The organism is Brevibacillus soli (assembly GCF_044759095.2).
In the GTDB taxonomy this organism is placed as follows: Bacteria; Bacillota; Bacilli; order Brevibacillales; family Brevibacillaceae; genus JBIYSM02.
Genome location: NZ_JBIYSM020000006.1, coordinates 87,680 through 103,347, shown reverse-complemented (window position 1 = coordinate 103,347; position 15,668 = coordinate 87,680). Strand labels below are relative to the sequence as shown.

General features: G+C 52.0%; 16 protein-coding genes. 10 read left to right on the top strand and 6 right to left on the bottom strand.

What is annotated here, in order from left to right; translation table 11 throughout:
- Positions 1 to 24 precede the first annotated feature (24 nt).
- Positions 25 to 339, bottom strand: a complete 315-nt coding sequence (locus tag ACE99V_RS04175; RefSeq protein WP_400490013.1) for a hypothetical protein — start codon at positions 337 to 339, stop codon at positions 25 to 27.
- Positions 340 to 413: 74 nt separating this feature from the next.
- Here ACE99V_RS04175 and ACE99V_RS04170 point away from each other — a divergent pair, with 74 nt between their 5' ends.
- Both ACE99V_RS04170 and ACE99V_RS04165 read left to right on the top strand, forming a co-directional pair.
- The gene (locus ACE99V_RS04170) at positions 414 to 866 is read left to right on the top strand and encodes a DUF188 domain-containing protein (RefSeq protein WP_400490012.1); all 453 of its coding nucleotides are present in this window, start codon (positions 414 to 416) and stop codon (positions 864 to 866) included.
- Positions 863 to 1,546, top strand: coding sequence for a phosphatase PAP2 family protein (locus ACE99V_RS04165; protein WP_400490011.1), 684 nt, complete (start codon positions 863 to 865; stop codon positions 1,544 to 1,546). Before ACE99V_RS04170 ends, ACE99V_RS04165 begins: the two co-directional genes overlap by 4 nt.
- A 2-nt stretch (positions 1,547 to 1,548) precedes the next feature.
- Here the strand turns inward: ACE99V_RS04165 and ACE99V_RS04160 are convergent, their stop codons facing one another.
- A complete protein-coding gene (locus ACE99V_RS04160; RefSeq protein WP_400490010.1) occupies positions 1,549 to 2,430 on the bottom strand; it encodes a LysR family transcriptional regulator in 882 nt (293 codons plus the stop codon).
- Positions 2,431 to 2,559: 129 nt separating this feature from the next.
- Between ACE99V_RS04160 and ACE99V_RS04155 the strand changes: the two genes are divergently transcribed.
- Positions 2,560 to 3,765 (top strand): MFS transporter, encoded by a 1,206-nt coding sequence (locus ACE99V_RS04155; protein WP_400490009.1) that lies wholly within the window; start codon positions 2,560 to 2,562, stop codon positions 3,763 to 3,765.
- A 472-nt stretch (positions 3,766 to 4,237) separates the two neighbouring features.
- Here ACE99V_RS04155 and ACE99V_RS04150 read toward each other — a convergent pair whose 3' ends face one another.
- On the bottom strand, positions 4,238 to 5,641 hold the full coding sequence (locus ACE99V_RS04150) for an amino acid permease (protein WP_400490008.1): 1,404 nt from the start codon (positions 5,639 to 5,641) through the stop codon (positions 4,238 to 4,240).
- Positions 5,642 to 5,798: 157 nt separating this feature from the next.
- Positions 5,799 to 7,178 carry a sigma-54 interaction domain-containing protein gene (locus ACE99V_RS04145; protein ID WP_400490034.1) on the bottom strand — a complete coding sequence of 460 codons (1,380 nt, stop codon included), beginning with the start codon at positions 7,176 to 7,178 and terminating at the stop codon, positions 5,799 to 5,801.
- Between the two features lie 266 nt (positions 7,179 to 7,444).
- Between ACE99V_RS04145 and ACE99V_RS04140 the strand changes: the two genes are divergently transcribed.
- Together ACE99V_RS04140 and ACE99V_RS04135 are read left to right on the top strand one after the other, a co-directional pair.
- Positions 7,445 to 8,659 (top strand): ornithine--oxo-acid transaminase, encoded by a 1,215-nt coding sequence (locus ACE99V_RS04140; RefSeq protein WP_400490007.1) that lies wholly within the window; start codon positions 7,445 to 7,447, stop codon positions 8,657 to 8,659.
- A 348-nt stretch (positions 8,660 to 9,007) separates the two neighbouring features.
- Positions 9,008 to 9,160 carry a sporulation histidine kinase inhibitor Sda gene (locus ACE99V_RS04135; RefSeq protein ID WP_400490006.1) on the top strand — a complete coding sequence of 51 codons (153 nt, stop codon included), beginning with the start codon at positions 9,008 to 9,010 and terminating at the stop codon, positions 9,158 to 9,160.
- A 62-nt stretch (positions 9,161 to 9,222) separates the two neighbouring features.
- Here the strand turns inward: ACE99V_RS04135 and ACE99V_RS04130 are convergent, their stop codons facing one another.
- Positions 9,223 to 9,729, bottom strand: coding sequence for a molybdopterin-binding protein (locus ACE99V_RS04130; protein ID WP_400490005.1), 507 nt, complete (start codon positions 9,727 to 9,729; stop codon positions 9,223 to 9,225).
- A 148-nt stretch (positions 9,730 to 9,877) separates the two neighbouring features.
- Here ACE99V_RS04130 and ACE99V_RS04125 point away from each other — a divergent pair, with 148 nt between their 5' ends.
- The 4 genes from ACE99V_RS04125 to ACE99V_RS04110 all read left to right on the top strand — a co-directional run bounded on the left by ACE99V_RS04125 (position 9,878) and on the right by ACE99V_RS04110 (position 14,062).
- A complete protein-coding gene (locus ACE99V_RS04125) occupies positions 9,878 to 11,047 on the top strand; it encodes a MalY/PatB family protein (RefSeq protein WP_400490004.1) in 1,170 nt (389 codons plus the stop codon).
- Positions 11,048 to 11,084: 37 nt separating this feature from the next.
- Positions 11,085 to 12,005 carry a glutaminase A gene (gene glsA, locus ACE99V_RS04120; RefSeq protein ID WP_400490033.1) on the top strand — a complete coding sequence of 307 codons (921 nt, stop codon included), beginning with the start codon at positions 11,085 to 11,087 and terminating at the stop codon, positions 12,003 to 12,005.
- A gap of 68 nt (positions 12,006 to 12,073) precedes the next feature.
- On the top strand, positions 12,074 to 12,382 hold the full coding sequence (locus tag ACE99V_RS04115; RefSeq protein ID WP_400490003.1) for an Fpa/YlaN family protein: 309 nt from the start codon (positions 12,074 to 12,076) through the stop codon (positions 12,380 to 12,382).
- 345 nt (positions 12,383 to 12,727) lie between these two features.
- The gene (locus tag ACE99V_RS04110; protein ID WP_400490002.1) at positions 12,728 to 14,062 is read left to right on the top strand and encodes a sodium-dependent transporter; all 1,335 of its coding nucleotides are present in this window, start codon (positions 12,728 to 12,730) and stop codon (positions 14,060 to 14,062) included.
- A 61-nt stretch (positions 14,063 to 14,123) separates the two neighbouring features.
- On the opposite strand, the gene cax is transcribed toward ACE99V_RS04110, so the two are convergent.
- Entirely contained in the window at positions 14,124 to 15,170 is a 1,047-nt protein-coding gene (cax, locus tag ACE99V_RS04105; RefSeq protein ID WP_400490001.1) for a calcium/proton exchanger, read from the bottom strand.
- Positions 15,171 to 15,341: 171 nt separating this feature from the next.
- Here cax and ACE99V_RS04100 point away from each other — a divergent pair, with 171 nt between their 5' ends.
- A complete protein-coding gene (locus ACE99V_RS04100) occupies positions 15,342 to 15,599 on the top strand; it encodes a hypothetical protein (protein WP_400490000.1) in 258 nt (85 codons plus the stop codon).
- Positions 15,600 to 15,668: the final 69 nt, after the last annotated feature.

The following is a 15,668-nucleotide window of genomic DNA, read 5'->3' as shown; positions in this document are numbered from 1 at the left end:
TTTTTGCCGAATAAGAAGCTTTTTTTATCGGTGGTTTTTTGTCTCGTAATCTTGCTGGACGCGAAACCATATATTAAGATCGTTAATGACGCTGGCCAGCTCGTGAATCTCACTGTTCAATTCGCAGGAGCGGACGAAGTTTTCTTCTTCCGACAACTGATTTTGTTTTTGTGTAATGATTGATTCCAATTGAATGATGCGGTCGGGAATTTTTGCCCGAATTTCTTCCCACTCCAGGAGAATGTCGGCTCGCTCGTCCGGCGAATACATCTCCCAGTCGTGGTAAAGAACGGGGATACGAATCCCCAATCGATCGTCATAGGTAAATTGGTAACGCAACTGATCACACACTCCTCTCCTTTTTCATCATATCAAAAAACGAAGGAGACGGGGGAAAGAAAGGGGGGAAACGATTGGCCGTACATCGTGTCTTGATTGACGCCGATGCCTGTCCCCGACAGGCTTTGGCTATCGCCAAAGAGCTCTGCTCGGAAAAAGGGTGGGGCTGCCTCACGTTTGCCAGCTACAATCACCAGCTGACCGGTGAGCATCACATCGTGGTGGACGCCGCTCCGCAAGCTGTCGACGTCAAACTGGCAAACGAAGCGGGGCCAAACGACATCGTCGTGACGCAGGACATCGGCCTCGCTGCCCTGATTCTCGGCAAGCGCGCCAAGGCGCTCTCTCCGAGCGGTGTGATATTTCGTCCGGAGCGAATCGATTTTCACCTCGAAGAGCGAAATGAGAAAGCGCGTTTTCGCCGCGGGGGAGGTCGAACGCGCGGTCCTGCAGCGCGGACCAGGGAAGACGATGATCGCTTCACCGACGCCCTGCGAATGTTAATGGAGGAAGGAGAGCGACCATGAGACTGCATCCGCATGAAAAAACAAGCCCAACCAGGCTTCTTGTCTGGGCCGGTGTATTTTTGGCGTTGTCGCTTGTGCTCATCGCCCTGTTTTACCGAAATGCTTATTCATCGCTGGATCAGCTGGGCTTTTCCATTATGGAAACGCTCCGCACTCCGTGGCTGACCGTGCTGATGTCAGCTGTTACTCACATGGGAGGCGCGGAGGTGTTGGCACCGCTCGGCGTGTTGGTGGTCATCCTGTTTCTGGTCAAAGGGTACCGCATCGAAGCGCTGATCATTGCCTGCACCTTGCTGATCGGTGACTGGCTGAACGACTGGCTGAAAGAGCTGTTTGTCCGTCCCCGTCCGCAGGGATGGAATTTGATCGAACGACCGGATTCTTTTTCGTTTCCCAGCGGCCATGCCATGGTTGGATTGGCCTTTTACGGTATTCTTGCCCATTTTTTGCGTACCAACCTGGCCCATGCGGCATACGCCGCGGTCATACAGCCAGGCCGCGTTCTCCTGGTCACGCTCATCTGCGCAAGCCGCGTATACCTCGGCGTCCACTACCTGAGCGACGTCATCGCCGGCCTGTGCATGTCTGCCGTTTGGTACTGTGCTGTCCGCTATTTGTACGACCTCGCTGTCATTCGCTTTCGTCCACAGATACTGCGACCTGTCACACCTTGGAAATAACGCTACGTTTCATAACCGAATTCCCGCATCAAGCTCAGCCATTTCTCGACGCTGGGCTTGTTCTTTTTGTCCTTGGGAAGGACGATGTAGGCGGAGCGTTTCGGGGGTTTGTTCCCCAGAATCGTAATTTCGCGCAGGGTTCCTGCCGCCAGTTCGGCCTTCACGGTCGAGCGGGTAAGCAGGCTGACGCCCAACCCTTCCTTCACCAGATCGATGGCCAGCTCCGCTTTGTCGACCTGCAGTTTCGGAACGTAACTGCGGGGCAGGGTCTGCCTGATCCACTCGTGGAATGGCGGCCCCCAGTTCACGAACAGCAGGGGAAGGTTGCGCAGCTCACGAGCATCGACAGAGGTCGCAGCCGTAATCGTATCGTCCGGACGTGAGACAAGCACGATTTCGTCATCCCAGGCGGGAATCACCTCGAAGTTGGGAAGCGAAGGAGGGATGTATACGATCCCGATTTGAATCATGTTGTCCAGCAGGTACTGAATGACGTCGGACGAGTGTCCGGTTTTCGTGCTGATTGCAATATGCGGATAACGGTAGTGGTATTCCTTAAGAATCGGCTCCAGGGTGGAGGTCCAGATGGAGTTCAGGCTGCCGATGGAAAAGTAATCTTCATAGGGCTGCAGTGATGCGACCTCGTTCAGTGCCTCGCTCGTCAGCTTCAAGATTCGTTCCGCATACGGAAGCAGGGTGAGGCCGGCCTGTGTAATCTCGACGCTTCGCTTGTCTCGTGTAAAAAGCGGCTTTCCTACTTTCTCTTCCAACTGTTTGATCCGCATCGTAACGGTTGACTGGACAAGGTGAAGCATCTCTGCGGCTTTGGTAAAGTTTTTGGTTTGTGCCAAAGTATAGAATGCACGTAATTGTTCAAAATCCATATGAAATTTTACCCTCTTATCTAAAAAATTGATTACAATATGCAAAATTGATCGTTTCTCAAATTATACCTCGTTCTTTAGTCTGAGAATATCCCCAACTTTCGCAATCAAGAGAGCGAGGTACAAGAAATGAAACGGGAAGTTTGGAGGGAAATGCCGTTTTCCGTTAAACTGCTGTTGCTTACCTCCTTCATGATGAACCTAGGTTTTTATGCACTGATTCCGTATCTTACCCTTCACTTGACGGGGAGCATCGGCTGGACGTTGGCGATGGCCGGCCTGGTACTGAGTGTACGCCAGTTTTCTCAACAGGGCTTTGCTTTTCTTGGAGGAATTGTCGGCGACATGTTCGGATACAAGGGCACGATGATCCTGGGGATGCTTGTCCGTGCCATCGGCTTTGCCCTGTTTGCTTTTTGTACGGAGACCTGGCATTTTTTTCTGGCTGCCGTCCTCTCCGGATTGGGCGGTTCACTGTTTGACCCGGCTGGATCGGCTGCTTTTGCTGTATTGACGCCGGAGTCCATCCGCAAAGAAGTGTTCGCCTTTCGCAACGTGTTGACCAACATCGGTGTGGTCGGTTCCCAGGTTGTGGGTACCGCCCTGGCTGCGTTTGATTTTATGTATCTCTCCCTGTTTGCAGGCGGAATTTTTGCCGTAAGCGCCCTGCTCTCCTTTTTCCTCCTGCCGGCCATTGAAGCCAGAAATACGCAGCACGGGATATGGGACAGTATGTCCATCGTTCTGAAAGACCGCCAGTTCATTCGCTATACAGTCATTCTGATGGGATATTATTATCTCAACATGCAAATATTCCTGACCATCCCGCAATTGGTCGAAGACGTAACGAACAGCAAAGCGCTGGTAGGTGTCGTGCTCTCTACGGTATCCGTCTCCGTCATTCTTCTGCAGATGAAGGTAAGTCATTGGCTGGAGAATGTTTCGCAGCGGCTCACATTGATCGGCATTGGCACATTGGTAATGAGTCTCGGGTTGTTTTTACTCGCCTTCGCTGATACACTGTGGTTGTTAATGCTGGATGCCTTTCTTTACGCATTGGGAACCATGATCGCAGTTCCGAATCTGGTCGATATGGTACCGCGGTTTGCCTCCAAAGAGCATGTCGGCGCTTACTATGGTTTTAACGGCTATTCATTGGCCATCGGCGGTTCCGTTGGTCAATTCGTTGGCGGTTGGGTATACGATACCGCGCTTCGTATGCAAACTCCCTGGCTGCCTTGGACGATTTGCCTGCTGGTGGGCATCATCGTTGCATGGAAGCTTCACGAGATGGAAGGGCAGCCCGCTGGAAAAGATTATACAAAAATGGCGTGAATTTGTAAAAAAATGCGCGTGTTTGAAACATTTCCCATTCTGCTCTCGTATATAAGTGTAGAGCGGCTTCTTGGTAGATAGAAAGAGAGGGAGATTGTCGTGGAAGATATGAAAAAACTGAAACGTATGCTGCTGGTAACCAGTTCGGTCGGATTCGCCGTCTTTGCGATGGTCGTCATTACGGAGATTGTTCGTCTCTCCACGTAGTAATAAAGAACTGTAAATAAGCTTGACATGGAAGTTGCCATAAAGAAAAACCGCCTCTGATCAGGCGGTTTTTTTGTTCGTGTATAAGAATTTATAAAATTGGACATCCCATACAGCCACTAGAAAAGTGCTCGGGGCCCCGCTCGGCGAAAAAAGGGACCCCACTCGGCTCAGCGATAGCTACCGCCGAGTGGGGGGAGAATAGCTAATGCCGGGTGGGTTTTCTTGGGACGTGAAGGGGCTCATCAGGATCGCGGTGCGAATGTCATGCAGCGTTGCGGCTGTCTTCCAGGCGCTTGCCTTTTATCCGCAGATGGTAAATCAGGTAGCAGACAATCATGAACGGAATTCCGCAGTACAGGGCAATGCGCTGGCTAGGGTCAAAGGCCAGGCTGACGAGAACGGTGAGGTTTAAGATCAGTGCTGCAGCCGGAAGAATAGGATACAGCGGTGTTTTAAATTTCAGGTCTTCTACTTTGCCGCCTTGCTTCAGATACTGTTTGCGAAAAGCAAGCTGGGAGGCGGAGATGGAAATCCAGCCAACCTGGGCGCCCAACCCGGCAATGGAGAGGAGCACCATGAACACCGTGTCTTCGGCAAAGAAACCGGACAAGAGAGACAGAAGAGCAATTCCGAACGTAATCATCAGGGCGTTCATCGGAATCCCTTTCTGGTTCACCTTGCCGAGTTTGGAGCTGGCCATGTCTGTTTTTGACAAGGAGTAAAGCATCCGGGTAGCCGCATACAGGCCGGAGTTGCCTACAGACAAGAGCGCGGTCAAGATGACAAAGTTCATGATATCGGCAGCATACGGGATACCGATGTTGTCCAGTACGGCAACAAACGGGCTCTCAATGACGCCTGCTTCCTGGTACGGAATCAATCCGGCCAGAATAAAAATGGCGAGGACGAAGAACACGAGTGTACGCCATACGGTGTTGCGAATGGACTTTGGAATCGTTTTTTCCGGATCCTTGCTTTCCCCCGCTGCAATTCCGATCAATTCCGTTCCCTGAAAGGAAAAATTGACTGTTATCATGGTCAGCAGCAAACCGGTAATTCCGTGTGGCAGAAGCGGGGTGTTGACGAAGTTGGAGAACATCGGTGCCGCTTGCCCGTTTTTCATGTCGATGAGACCAAACAGGCCGGCACCGCCCAAAATGATGAATAAGATAATGGCGCTTACTTTAATGCTGGAGAACCAGAACTCGGTTTCCCCGAATGCCCGGGCGGACAGTGCGTTCAACAGGAACAAGGCAATCCCGAAAATCGCGCACCACATCCAGACGGGGGAATCCGGGAACCAGCGCTGCATTAACAAACCGGATGACAGCAGTTCCAACGCAACGGTTACCGCCCATCCGAACCAGTAAAGCCAACCGACGGTGAAACCGAGCGCGGGACTGATAAATTCGGTTGTATACGTCTGGAAGGAACCGGAAACCGGCATCGCTACCGACAGTTCTCCCAGGCAAAGCATGGTCAAATACATGATGAAACCGCCGACCAGATACGACAAAATGGCGCCGACAGGGCCGGCCTGGCCGATGGTGTATCCCGACCCGAGAAACAGACCTGTTCCGATTACCCCCCCAAGCGAGATCATGAACAGGTGTCTGCTGCTCATTTCCCTCTTCAATTCCTGATGGTTGTCTTTCAGTGATGTCATGAAACCCTCTCTCCTTTACCCAATCCGATAAATGAATGCGCTTACACTTGTGCAGTAAATTGCAAGATTGATGCCAAATGAAAGTTTGGCAGGAAGGGTTTTTCCTCTCTGATCGGTGCAAAAAAAGCAGGCGGTGTTCCGCCAAAAAAACAGGCAGTCATGCAAAGCGATTTGGCGATTGTGATCCGCGCTTCATACCCAGCTTGCGCAGCCGATACTGCAGACTTTGGCGGCTGATCATCAGCTCCTTTGCCGCACGGGAGACATTTCCATTGTGTCTGGCTACAACGTGTTGAATGTATGCTGTTTCAAATTCCTTCAGCTTGTCCTTTAGCGGCTTGATGTCCTCGTTCCATTCCGTTCGCAGGTTGTGTTCCTTCGTGCTCTGCGTTCGTCGGTGGTTGCGGCGTATAGGGAGGTGCTCCATCGTCATGACGGTTTCATCCACCATCAGGTTCATGGCGCCCTCAATCAGATGCTGCAGTTCCCGAACGTTTCCCGGCCAGTCGTACTGAAGGAAAAACTCACGAACCTCCTCACTTACACGCTCTACCTTCATCTGGAACAACTGATTGTATTTTCGGATGAAGTGGTCGACGAGAAGCATGATGTCCTCTTTGCGATCGCGCAGAGAAGGGAGGAACAGCGTGACTACGCCCAGTCGGTAGTACAGGTCCTTGCGAAGGCGCTGATGGGAGATGGCTTCGACGGGATCTTCGTTGATTGCGGCGATGATGCGGACGTTGATGGCCCGGTCTTTGGTATCGCCGATTCTGCGGATGGATTTTTCCTGCAGGGCCCGCAGCAATTTTGCCTGCAACGGCATACTAAGCGAGTTGATCTCGTCAAGAAACAGCGTGCCGCCTTCCGCCTGTTCAAACAGGCCTGGTCGTTCAATGGCTCCGGTAAAAGCGCCCCGTGTGGTTCCAAACAGCAGTCCCTCAATCAAGCTGTCCGGCAATGCGGCGCAGTTTTGCGAGATGAAGGGACCTGCGGAGCGGAGACTGGCCTGATGGATGCTTTGCACGAACAGCTCTTTGCCTGTGCCGGTTTCCCCGACCACCAGTACGGAAGAGGAGGTGCGGGCGGCACGCTTCGCATTTTCCACCACGTCCCGAATGGCCTCGCTTTCGCCGATGATGCTGTCAAACGTAAACCGGACGCCGCTCTTTTCCAGCAAATTCTCCCGGATGAGCCGCTCCATCTTGGTTACATCATTGGCAATCTCGACTGCTCCGATCACACAATCTCCGTCCTTGATGGGGTAAGTGTTGTTGATGGTGGTAATTTCCTTGCCCTTGTCATTGAAGTAGGTCTGCCTCACGTTGCGGATGCTTTTTCCTTTTCGCAGCGCAGCGAGCAGCGTGCTTTCCTGTCCCTGTGGGAACTGGAACACCTCCAATAAGTTTTTGCCCAGTACATCTTCTTTACTCATGGACTCCAGTTCGGTCATTTTTCGATTGTAAACGATGGAGGTGCCATTCGTGTCGATGACGTGTACGCCTTCGTTGATTTCGTCGAGAATTCGTTCATACATCGTCAGAAAGGTTTTCCAATTGCTCAAGTCCTGCTGAATGTTCACCGATTCCACCTTCCTTTCACAATAGATAAAATTTTATCATAGATTTGAAAAAGTGCAAAACTTTTCTGCATCTTCTCCTGCAACGGATAGGCTTTCCATGCAAAAAAATTTTTCCATTTGAGTCGATATCAAGGGAGAACGTACGAGAAGGACGCTAGTCTCACGTTGGCATCATTCTTGAATGAGGAAAACAGCAACCATACCTGAAGGAGGCAGAGCCTATGAGCAAGACACAATCCGTGATTCATCAGACCGAACAATTCGGTGCACATAACTATCATCCGCTGCCGATCGTGATTTCCAAGGCGGAAGGCGTATGGGTGGAGGATCCGGAAGGCAACCGGTATCTGGATATGCTCAGCGCTTATTCCGCTCTCAACCAGGGACACCGTCATCCGAAGATCATTCAGGCCCTGAAGGATCAAGCCGATAAGGTCACGCTGACTTCCCGCGCGTTTTACAACGATCAACTGGGTGTGTTTTACGAAAAGCTGGCAAAGCTGACCGGCAAGAACATGATCCTACCGATGAACACGGGTGCCGAAGCAGTGGAAACCGCCTTGAAAGCAGTCAGACGCTGGGCGTACGAAGTGAAAAAAGTACCGGAAAACCAAGCGGAAATCATCGTCTGTGAAGGCAACTTCCACGGTCGCACCATCACGGTAACCTCGTTCTCATCGGCCGATGAGTACAAGCGCGGCTTCGGGCCGTTTACACCTGGTTTCAAACTGATCCCATACGGCGATATCGAGGCTCTCAAGCAGGCGATCACGCCCCATACGGCAGCGTTTCTGATTGAACCGATTCAAGGGGAAGCCGGCATCGTCATTCCGCAACCGGGTTTCCTCAAGGCAGCGCAGGCGGTCTGCAAGGAAAACAACGTCCTGCTGGTTTGCGATGAAATCCAGACCGGTTTCGGCCGAACGGGCAAACTGTTCGCAAGCGACTGGGAAGACGTGAAACCTGACGTGTACATCATGGGGAAAGCACTGGGCGGAGGGGTGTTCCCGATCTCTGCCGTGGCCGCAGACAGGGAGATTCTCGGCGTATTCGAACCGGGTTCCCACGGGTCCACCTTTGGCGGGAATCCGCTCGGCTGTGCGGTAGCGGTTGCCGCGATGGACGTTTTGGTCGAAGAGGAGCTGACGGAACGATCCCGTGAGCTTGGCCAGTACTTTCTCGAGAAGCTGCAGGAAATCGAAAATCCCCTGATCCAGGAAGTTCGCGGCAGAGGCCTGTTTATCGGCCTGGAACTGAAAACGGCCGCCCGCCCGTACTGCGAAAAACTGAAGGAGCTGGGGCTCTTGTGCAAGGAAACGCACGAAACGACCATCCGCTTTGCACCTCCGCTGGTCATTTCCCAGGAGGAGCTGGATTGGGCGATCGAGCGTATCAAACAAGTTCTTCACGTAAAGACGGCCGCAGCAGCTGAATAAGAGAGAAGAAACCGGGGAAAACCCCGGTTTTCTTGGTAGATAAGAATTTATAAATTTGGACATCCCATACAGCCGCTAGAAAAGTGTTCGGGGCCCCGCCCGGCGAAGCGTTAGCTAATGCCGGGTGGGTTTTCTTACTCAAATATGGCAAATATTCCTGCAATCGTTCGACAAATTCCGACGTCATGTGGATAAGATCGGGATTTCAATCCACATCGAAAGTACTAGCTTTTGTCCTGTTGTACACAGCTTGCCCACACCTTACTCACATGATGTCCACATGCGCTGTGGATATCGGAACGATTGTTCGTTGCCGATTCGCGTGCTACAATGGGCACATGAAACGAGATGGGGGTGACTGGCGTGAAATACTTGAGCGATCAGATGTTGATAGAAGTATACCAACGTGCTGTCGACCTTCAACTAGACCCCGCATTTATAGAGCTCCTGTTTGCGGAAATGCAGAGACGTAGCATGTACGGTACGGAAGCGACTGCTTGACCGACACATCCAGATAAAAGAGCCATCCCCAAGCGGGACGGCTCTTCTTTACTTGCAGGCACCTATTCGCTTTTGACAAATTCCAGGGATGCAATGGAATGAATCGGTTCTCCTCCCGAAAGCCAGGTCTCAGGCAAGTAGAGATAGACAGGACCATTTTCCCGGATGGGCTTTCCGTCCTTTGCAAACTGCAGGATGGCCCGCTTTGCTTTTTCAATCGGAAGCTTGTGGCTCTCGCCATTTCGGCAATGAATCACGACATGAGTTGCTTCCGGCAGCGGCTTTGCATTCTCGATGAAAGGCGCGAGACGCATGCCGTAATCTCCCTCCAGTGCTTTCCGCACTTCCAGAAGACTGCGCCGCTCCGAGGGCAGCGCTGCGCCTTCCCTCAGTTCCTTGTCCCACTGGGCACCCGTCCCTTTCAGGTAATCCGCTTGCGAGTCGTCTTCCCATTCCGCCTCTCCCCGATAGGTGCGCAAATTGATTTTACGGTCGTCAAAAATCCACACACTGGGGTCGAGGGTGATGGGGAACGACACCGCTCCTGTAAACACGATCACATCTGACATGGCTGATACCTCCGTGCTTCTCCATTCATTCTGCATGCTTCATTGTACCGCAAGCAGGCAACATAGGGCAAACGGGTATCCTCTTGTGAATCGCCGTGTGAAACGGTTATGCTGAAAGCTGGACAGGTAAAAAAAGGGAGGAGAGAAAATGAACAGGCCATTTGACGCCATCATCGATCGAGAGGGAACGAACAGCATCAAATGGGATTACCGGCAGGAAGTGTTTGGGACGCAGGACGTGCTGCCGTTATGGGTAGCAGATATGGATTTTGCATGTCCTCCTTGCGTGGTTGACGCGGTAGTGAAGCGAGCGAAGCATCCGATTTACGGCTATCCGGGCAAGCCAAAAGAAATGTTTCATGCGGCCGCGGATTGGATTGACCGCCGATTTGGGGTGACGGTATCGCCCTCTTCCATGACAACGGTTCCCGGAATTGTTCCCGGACTGCACATTGCCGTAGAGGCATTTACAAAGCCTGGGGACAAGGTAATCGTGCAAAGTCCCGTCTATTATCACTTTTATCAAGCGGTCGAAAATCGAGGCTGTCAAGTCGTTGAAAACCCGCTTCGTGAAACGGACGGAACGTATGGCATGGATTTGGATGATCTCTGTAAGAAGCTCGACGAGAGAACCAAACTGCTGATTTTGTGCAGTCCGCACAACCCGGTCGGCAGAGTGTGGACTCGAGAAGAGCTGGAGCGCCTGGGGACCATTTGTGCGCAACGGGACATCATAGTGGTGTCGGACGAAATTCACGCTGATCTTGTCTACGAAAAAGGAAGACACGTTCCGTATTATTCCCTTCCGTCCGCTTTGTCTCAGCAAAGCATCACGTTTATCTCTACGAGCAAAACGTTCAACCTGGCAGGCCTTTTCTCATCGCTTGCCCTCTCAGAAAACCCGAGAATTCTCCGCGCTTTCCGCGATGCGATGCGCAAGCTGGGTCTGGAATTTCTCAATGTGTTTGGAATCGAAGCGATGACGACTGCCTATCGGGAAGGAGAACCATGGCTGGACGATCTGCTCGTGTATCTCCATGGAAACGCAACCTATATTCATCAGTATCTGCATGAGCGCATCCCACAGGTGAAAATGCGGATCCCGGAAGCGACGTACCTGGGCTGGATGGATTTTCGCGACTCGGGAATCCCTCATGGCGAACTGAAAACATGGCTCGTCAAACAGGCAAGGATCGGCTTGAGTGACGGCGCATCGTTCGGAAAGCAGGGGGCGGGGTTCCAGCGAATCAATTTTGCCTGCCCGCGTGCCACAGTGGAAGAGGCGATGAAGCGACTGGACAAAGCCCTGAATGGATAATACTATCCAAAACAACAGAGGTAGAAATAACATGGACATGGCACACAAGCAGCTGCAAGACGCGCTGGCTGAGGCGGCCACCCACACCAGACACGGTGCGGTGGCGAGTTACATTCCGGAATTGGCCAAGCAGGATCCGGACCGTCTGGGGGCGTGCGTCTGTCTATTGGACGGGACGGTACTAACGGCCGGGGATGTGGATATTCCCTTCACGCTTCAAAGTATCTCGAAGATCTTTACCCTGATTCTCGCTATTTGTGACAGGGGAACGGACTACGTCTTCCAGCGGGTGGGGAAGGAACCGACAGGTGACCCGTTTAACTCGATCGTGAAACTGGAGACGATCAAGCCGCACAAACCGCTCAATCCCATGATCAATGCCGGGGCCATTGCCGTCTGCGACATGATTGCGGGAAGCAGCGTGGAAGAGCGGCTGGAGCGCATTATGAACCTGCTCTCGCGCATGACAGGCATGCAGGATTTTCGCGTCAACGAAGAAGTGTACCGTTCGGAGAAGCTGACCGCGGACCGGAACAGGGCACTCGCCTACTTTATGAAAGACAGCGGCGTTCTCACAGGCGATGTGGAAGAAACGCTGGATTTGTACTTCCGGCATTGCGCCATCGAGGTCACATCGCGGGAAGTTGCTCAATTGGCAGTTGTGTTGGCCGCAGATGGAAAAGATCTGCAAACCGGCGTATCGATCATCCCCCGGGATGTAGCCCGAATCTGCAAGACGTTCATGGTAACCTGCGGAATGTACAATGCATCCGGGGAATTTGCCATTGAAGCGGGGATACCGGCGAAGAGCGGAGTGGCGGGGGGCATTATGGCCACAGTTCCAAACCGGATGGGGATCGGCGTGTACGGCCCGGCCCTCGACGACAAGGGCAATTCCATTGCGGGAGTGAGACTGCTGGAATCCCTTTCGGAGATATGGAACCTCAGCATCTTTTAGCCAAATGCAGTTATGTCCCCATCTCCCCTTTTCAAATGCGTCAGAATGGCGTACTATGTAAGGTAAGGATGGTGGCAAACGGAGGGATAGGTTTGGCAGAGGTTAATATTCCCGACTTGGAACAAAAAGCGCTAGCATTGTTGCGAGCAGACGCGGAAAAGATCTACAAGCTGATTGACGTACAGATGGAAAACCTGACCATGCCGCAGTGCCCTCTGTATGAGGAAGTACTGGACACACAGATGTTCGGTCTGTCGCGCGAAGTGGAATTTGCTGTTCGTTTGGGTTTGATCGACGAGGAGATCGGGCGTGAAATCATGGGCTCGTTGGAACGCAAGCTGGCCCATCTTCACGAACTGTATGATAGCAAATGCTAGAAAAGCGAGGAGATTCCTTCATCCCCTCGCTTTTTATTTTTCCGTCTTCATATAAATACCTTGTATTCGGCAGCGAATTGTTATAGATTTACTAATAAATATTTTAATACTACTAAAAAAGTGATGATAGAGACGAGTACGCGGGGTATCGGAACAAGGGTGGTACCGCGAGAACAACTCGTCCCTTTTGAGGGGACGGGATTTTTTCAGTGTATAAGAATTTATAAATTTGGACATCCCATACAGCCGCTAGAAAAGTGTTCGGGGCCCCGCCCGGCGAAGCGTTAGCTAATGCCGGGTGGGTTTTCTTAATTTACAGGTAGGAGAGGAGAGCAAAGCAACAACATGCAACAGAAAGAACAGTGGACAAGCAAACTGGGATTTATTCTGGCGGCTGCCGGTTCCGCGATCGGCTTGGGAGCCATCTGGAAATTTCCCTATGTAGTGGGAACAAGCGGAGGAGGGGCTTTTTTTCTTTTGTTTCTTCTTTTTACCGTCCTGATTGGAATGCCTCTGCTCATCGGGGAGTTTGTCATCGGACGCAGCACGCAGCGGGAAGCAGTGAGTGCCTATCAAACGATTGCCCCCGGTACGGGGTGGCACTGGGTTGGACGGCTGGGGATTGTCACTTGCTTCATCCTGCTCTCGTTTTACAGCGTGGTCGGCGGCTGGATCATGAACTATTTGCTCCGCAGTGTGACTGGCCAACTGAAAGGGCTTCCGTACGACAAGCTTTTCGGACAAGTCATTGCCGATCCCGTCGCGTCCCTCGTCGGGCAGCTTGCTTTTCTGGTGGTGACCATCGTGATTGTCGCTCGCGGCATTCAAAACGGGATTGAATCCGCCAACAAGTATATGATGCCGGCTCTCTTTATCCTGTTCATCATCCTGATGCTGCGCTCGTTGACGCTGGAGGGAGCGATGGCAGGGGTGTCGTTCTTCCTCAGCCCGGACTTTTCGGCATTGACTTCACAATCTGTGCTGTATGCGATGGGGCAGTCGTTTTTCTCCTTGAGTGTAGGGGTTTCCGTCATGGTAACGTACAGCTCCTATTTGTCAAAAAAGGAAAATTTGACTCGTTCCGCTTCTTTTATCGTAGGAATGAACCTGTTGGTTTCCCTGTTCGCAGGGCTCGCGATCTTTCCGGCGGTCTTTTCACTGGGCGTAGAGCCGACAGCGGGACCGGGTCTCTTGTTCATCGTCTTGCCGTCGGTGTTTGAACAGATTCCGTTCGGCGGTCTGTTTTTTGCCGTGTTCCTGGCGCTTTTTCTGTTTGCTACGCTGACCTCTGCATTCTCGATGCTGGAAATCATCGTGGCTTCCTTTGCAAAAGGAGAAGAGAAAAAACGGAAAACAACCTCCTGGCTGGTCGGTTTGCTGATTTTTCTATGCGGCGTGCCGTCCGCACTCTCATTTGGGGTGCTAAAGGAAGTGACTTTCTTTGGAAAAACGGTGTTTGATGCAGCTGACTTCCTGGTGAGCAATGTGCTGATGCCGCTCGGTGCCCTGCTTATCTCGTTTTTCGTTCCGCTCAAAATGAAGCGGGAAGTGCTGCTCGCCGAGCTTAAGGCGAATTCCCCTTTAGGCAAGCGCCTCTTTGCAGGATGGCTGCTGATGCTTCGTTACGTCGCTCCCATCGCGATCCTTGTCGTTTTCCTTCATTCTCTTGGTCTCTTCTAAAGCTGAGGGAACAATCAAAAAGACTGCCGATTGGATGTCGGCAGTCTTTTTTCAGATAGTCTCAGGCAAAAAAGAAGGCGGTGCCGAGAATGATGTAGACGGCGAGAAGCAGCACACCTTCGTACCAGTTTGTTGCTCCGTCCTTGGTGATGGAAATCGTAATGAATGTAGCCACGCCAATGGCCGCCAGCTCAAAGGGGGTAAAGACGATGTCCATCGGCTGTCCCAAAAACAAACTGGCCAACACCAGGGTAGGCGCTACAAACAGGGCGATCTGCAGGCTGGATCCGACAGCAATTTCTACGGCTGCTCCGATTCGCCCTTTCATCGCCAGAAGCAGGGCGGCGCTGTGCTCTGCCGCGTTCCCGATAATCGCGATCACGAACGCACCGACGAACAATTCCGACCATCCCAGCGAATGGGATACGACCTCCACACTGTGAACAAGCCATTCAGAGACAACCGCCACGAAGAAGGTAGAGAGGACAAGCATCAAAATGGAAACCCCTTTTGACCAGGCGGCCTCTCCGTGGTCGTCAGGCTCGATATCGGACAAAAACTCCTTGTGAGTAACCATGGAGAAAATCAGCCAGAGAATATATGCGACGATCAAAATCCCGGCAATCACGACACTTAATGTTCCAATCTCCACCGGAGGCAGCTCCTGCATGAAGACAGCCGGTATGAACAACGCGACGATGGCCAGTGTCATGAGAGACGCGTTATGACCCGCCAGTCTTCCGTTGAAAGTTTGCTCCTTGAACCGGAGCCCGCCCAATAAAACACTCAGTCCAAGCACCAGCAGCATGTTGCCGATGATCGCCCCGGTAATGGACGCTTTCACCATGTCAAACAGGCCTTCCTTGACCAGGAAAAATGCAATAATCAGTTCAGCCGCATTGCCGAAGGTTGCATTGAGAAAGCCTCCAATCCGGTCACCGGCGTAATGGGCGACACTTTCCGTGGACTTGCCAAGCCACGCTGCCAAAAAAATGATGGCAAGCGATGCGGATGCAAACTTAAGCATTTCGCTGCCGCTAAAGTAATGAGCATACGCTGCGAGGAGAAAGCTTCCGCCGACGAGCGTAAAAAACAGGCGCGAATTCATGGGTTCACCTCAACTCCAGATTTCAATATTTTTCCCTGCAGGCAACCATTAGTGTAACCAAAGTACGCGGGAAAGTCACGCAATAACTGCTGCTCGCGCTGCATCATACAAGGAATAGCCTGGCTGTACAGGCGGAAACTATAACGAAATACCATAAGGGAGGTGCCATGCATGACAAAACCGTATCTATGTCCCACCTGCAAATCAAATCGGATGAGGTTTACCGTGATTCAACAGACGCCTCACTACGTTCGTCTGGACCCGCAGACGGGAGAGGTAGTGGCAGAGCTTGCTTCCGATCAACTTGATGCGTTTCATCAACCGTATCGCGGCGACGCTTTTATGGTCCAATGCGGCGTATGCGGAACAATCGAAAGCGAGGAGCGCTTTGTCAAAATGGCGGAGCACATGCAGACACAAAAGGTTTGACTGTCCTCCCTGCAGCGAATACCGAAAAAGGCACGCGCAATTTTATGCGACGTGCCTTTTGTCTGGCGC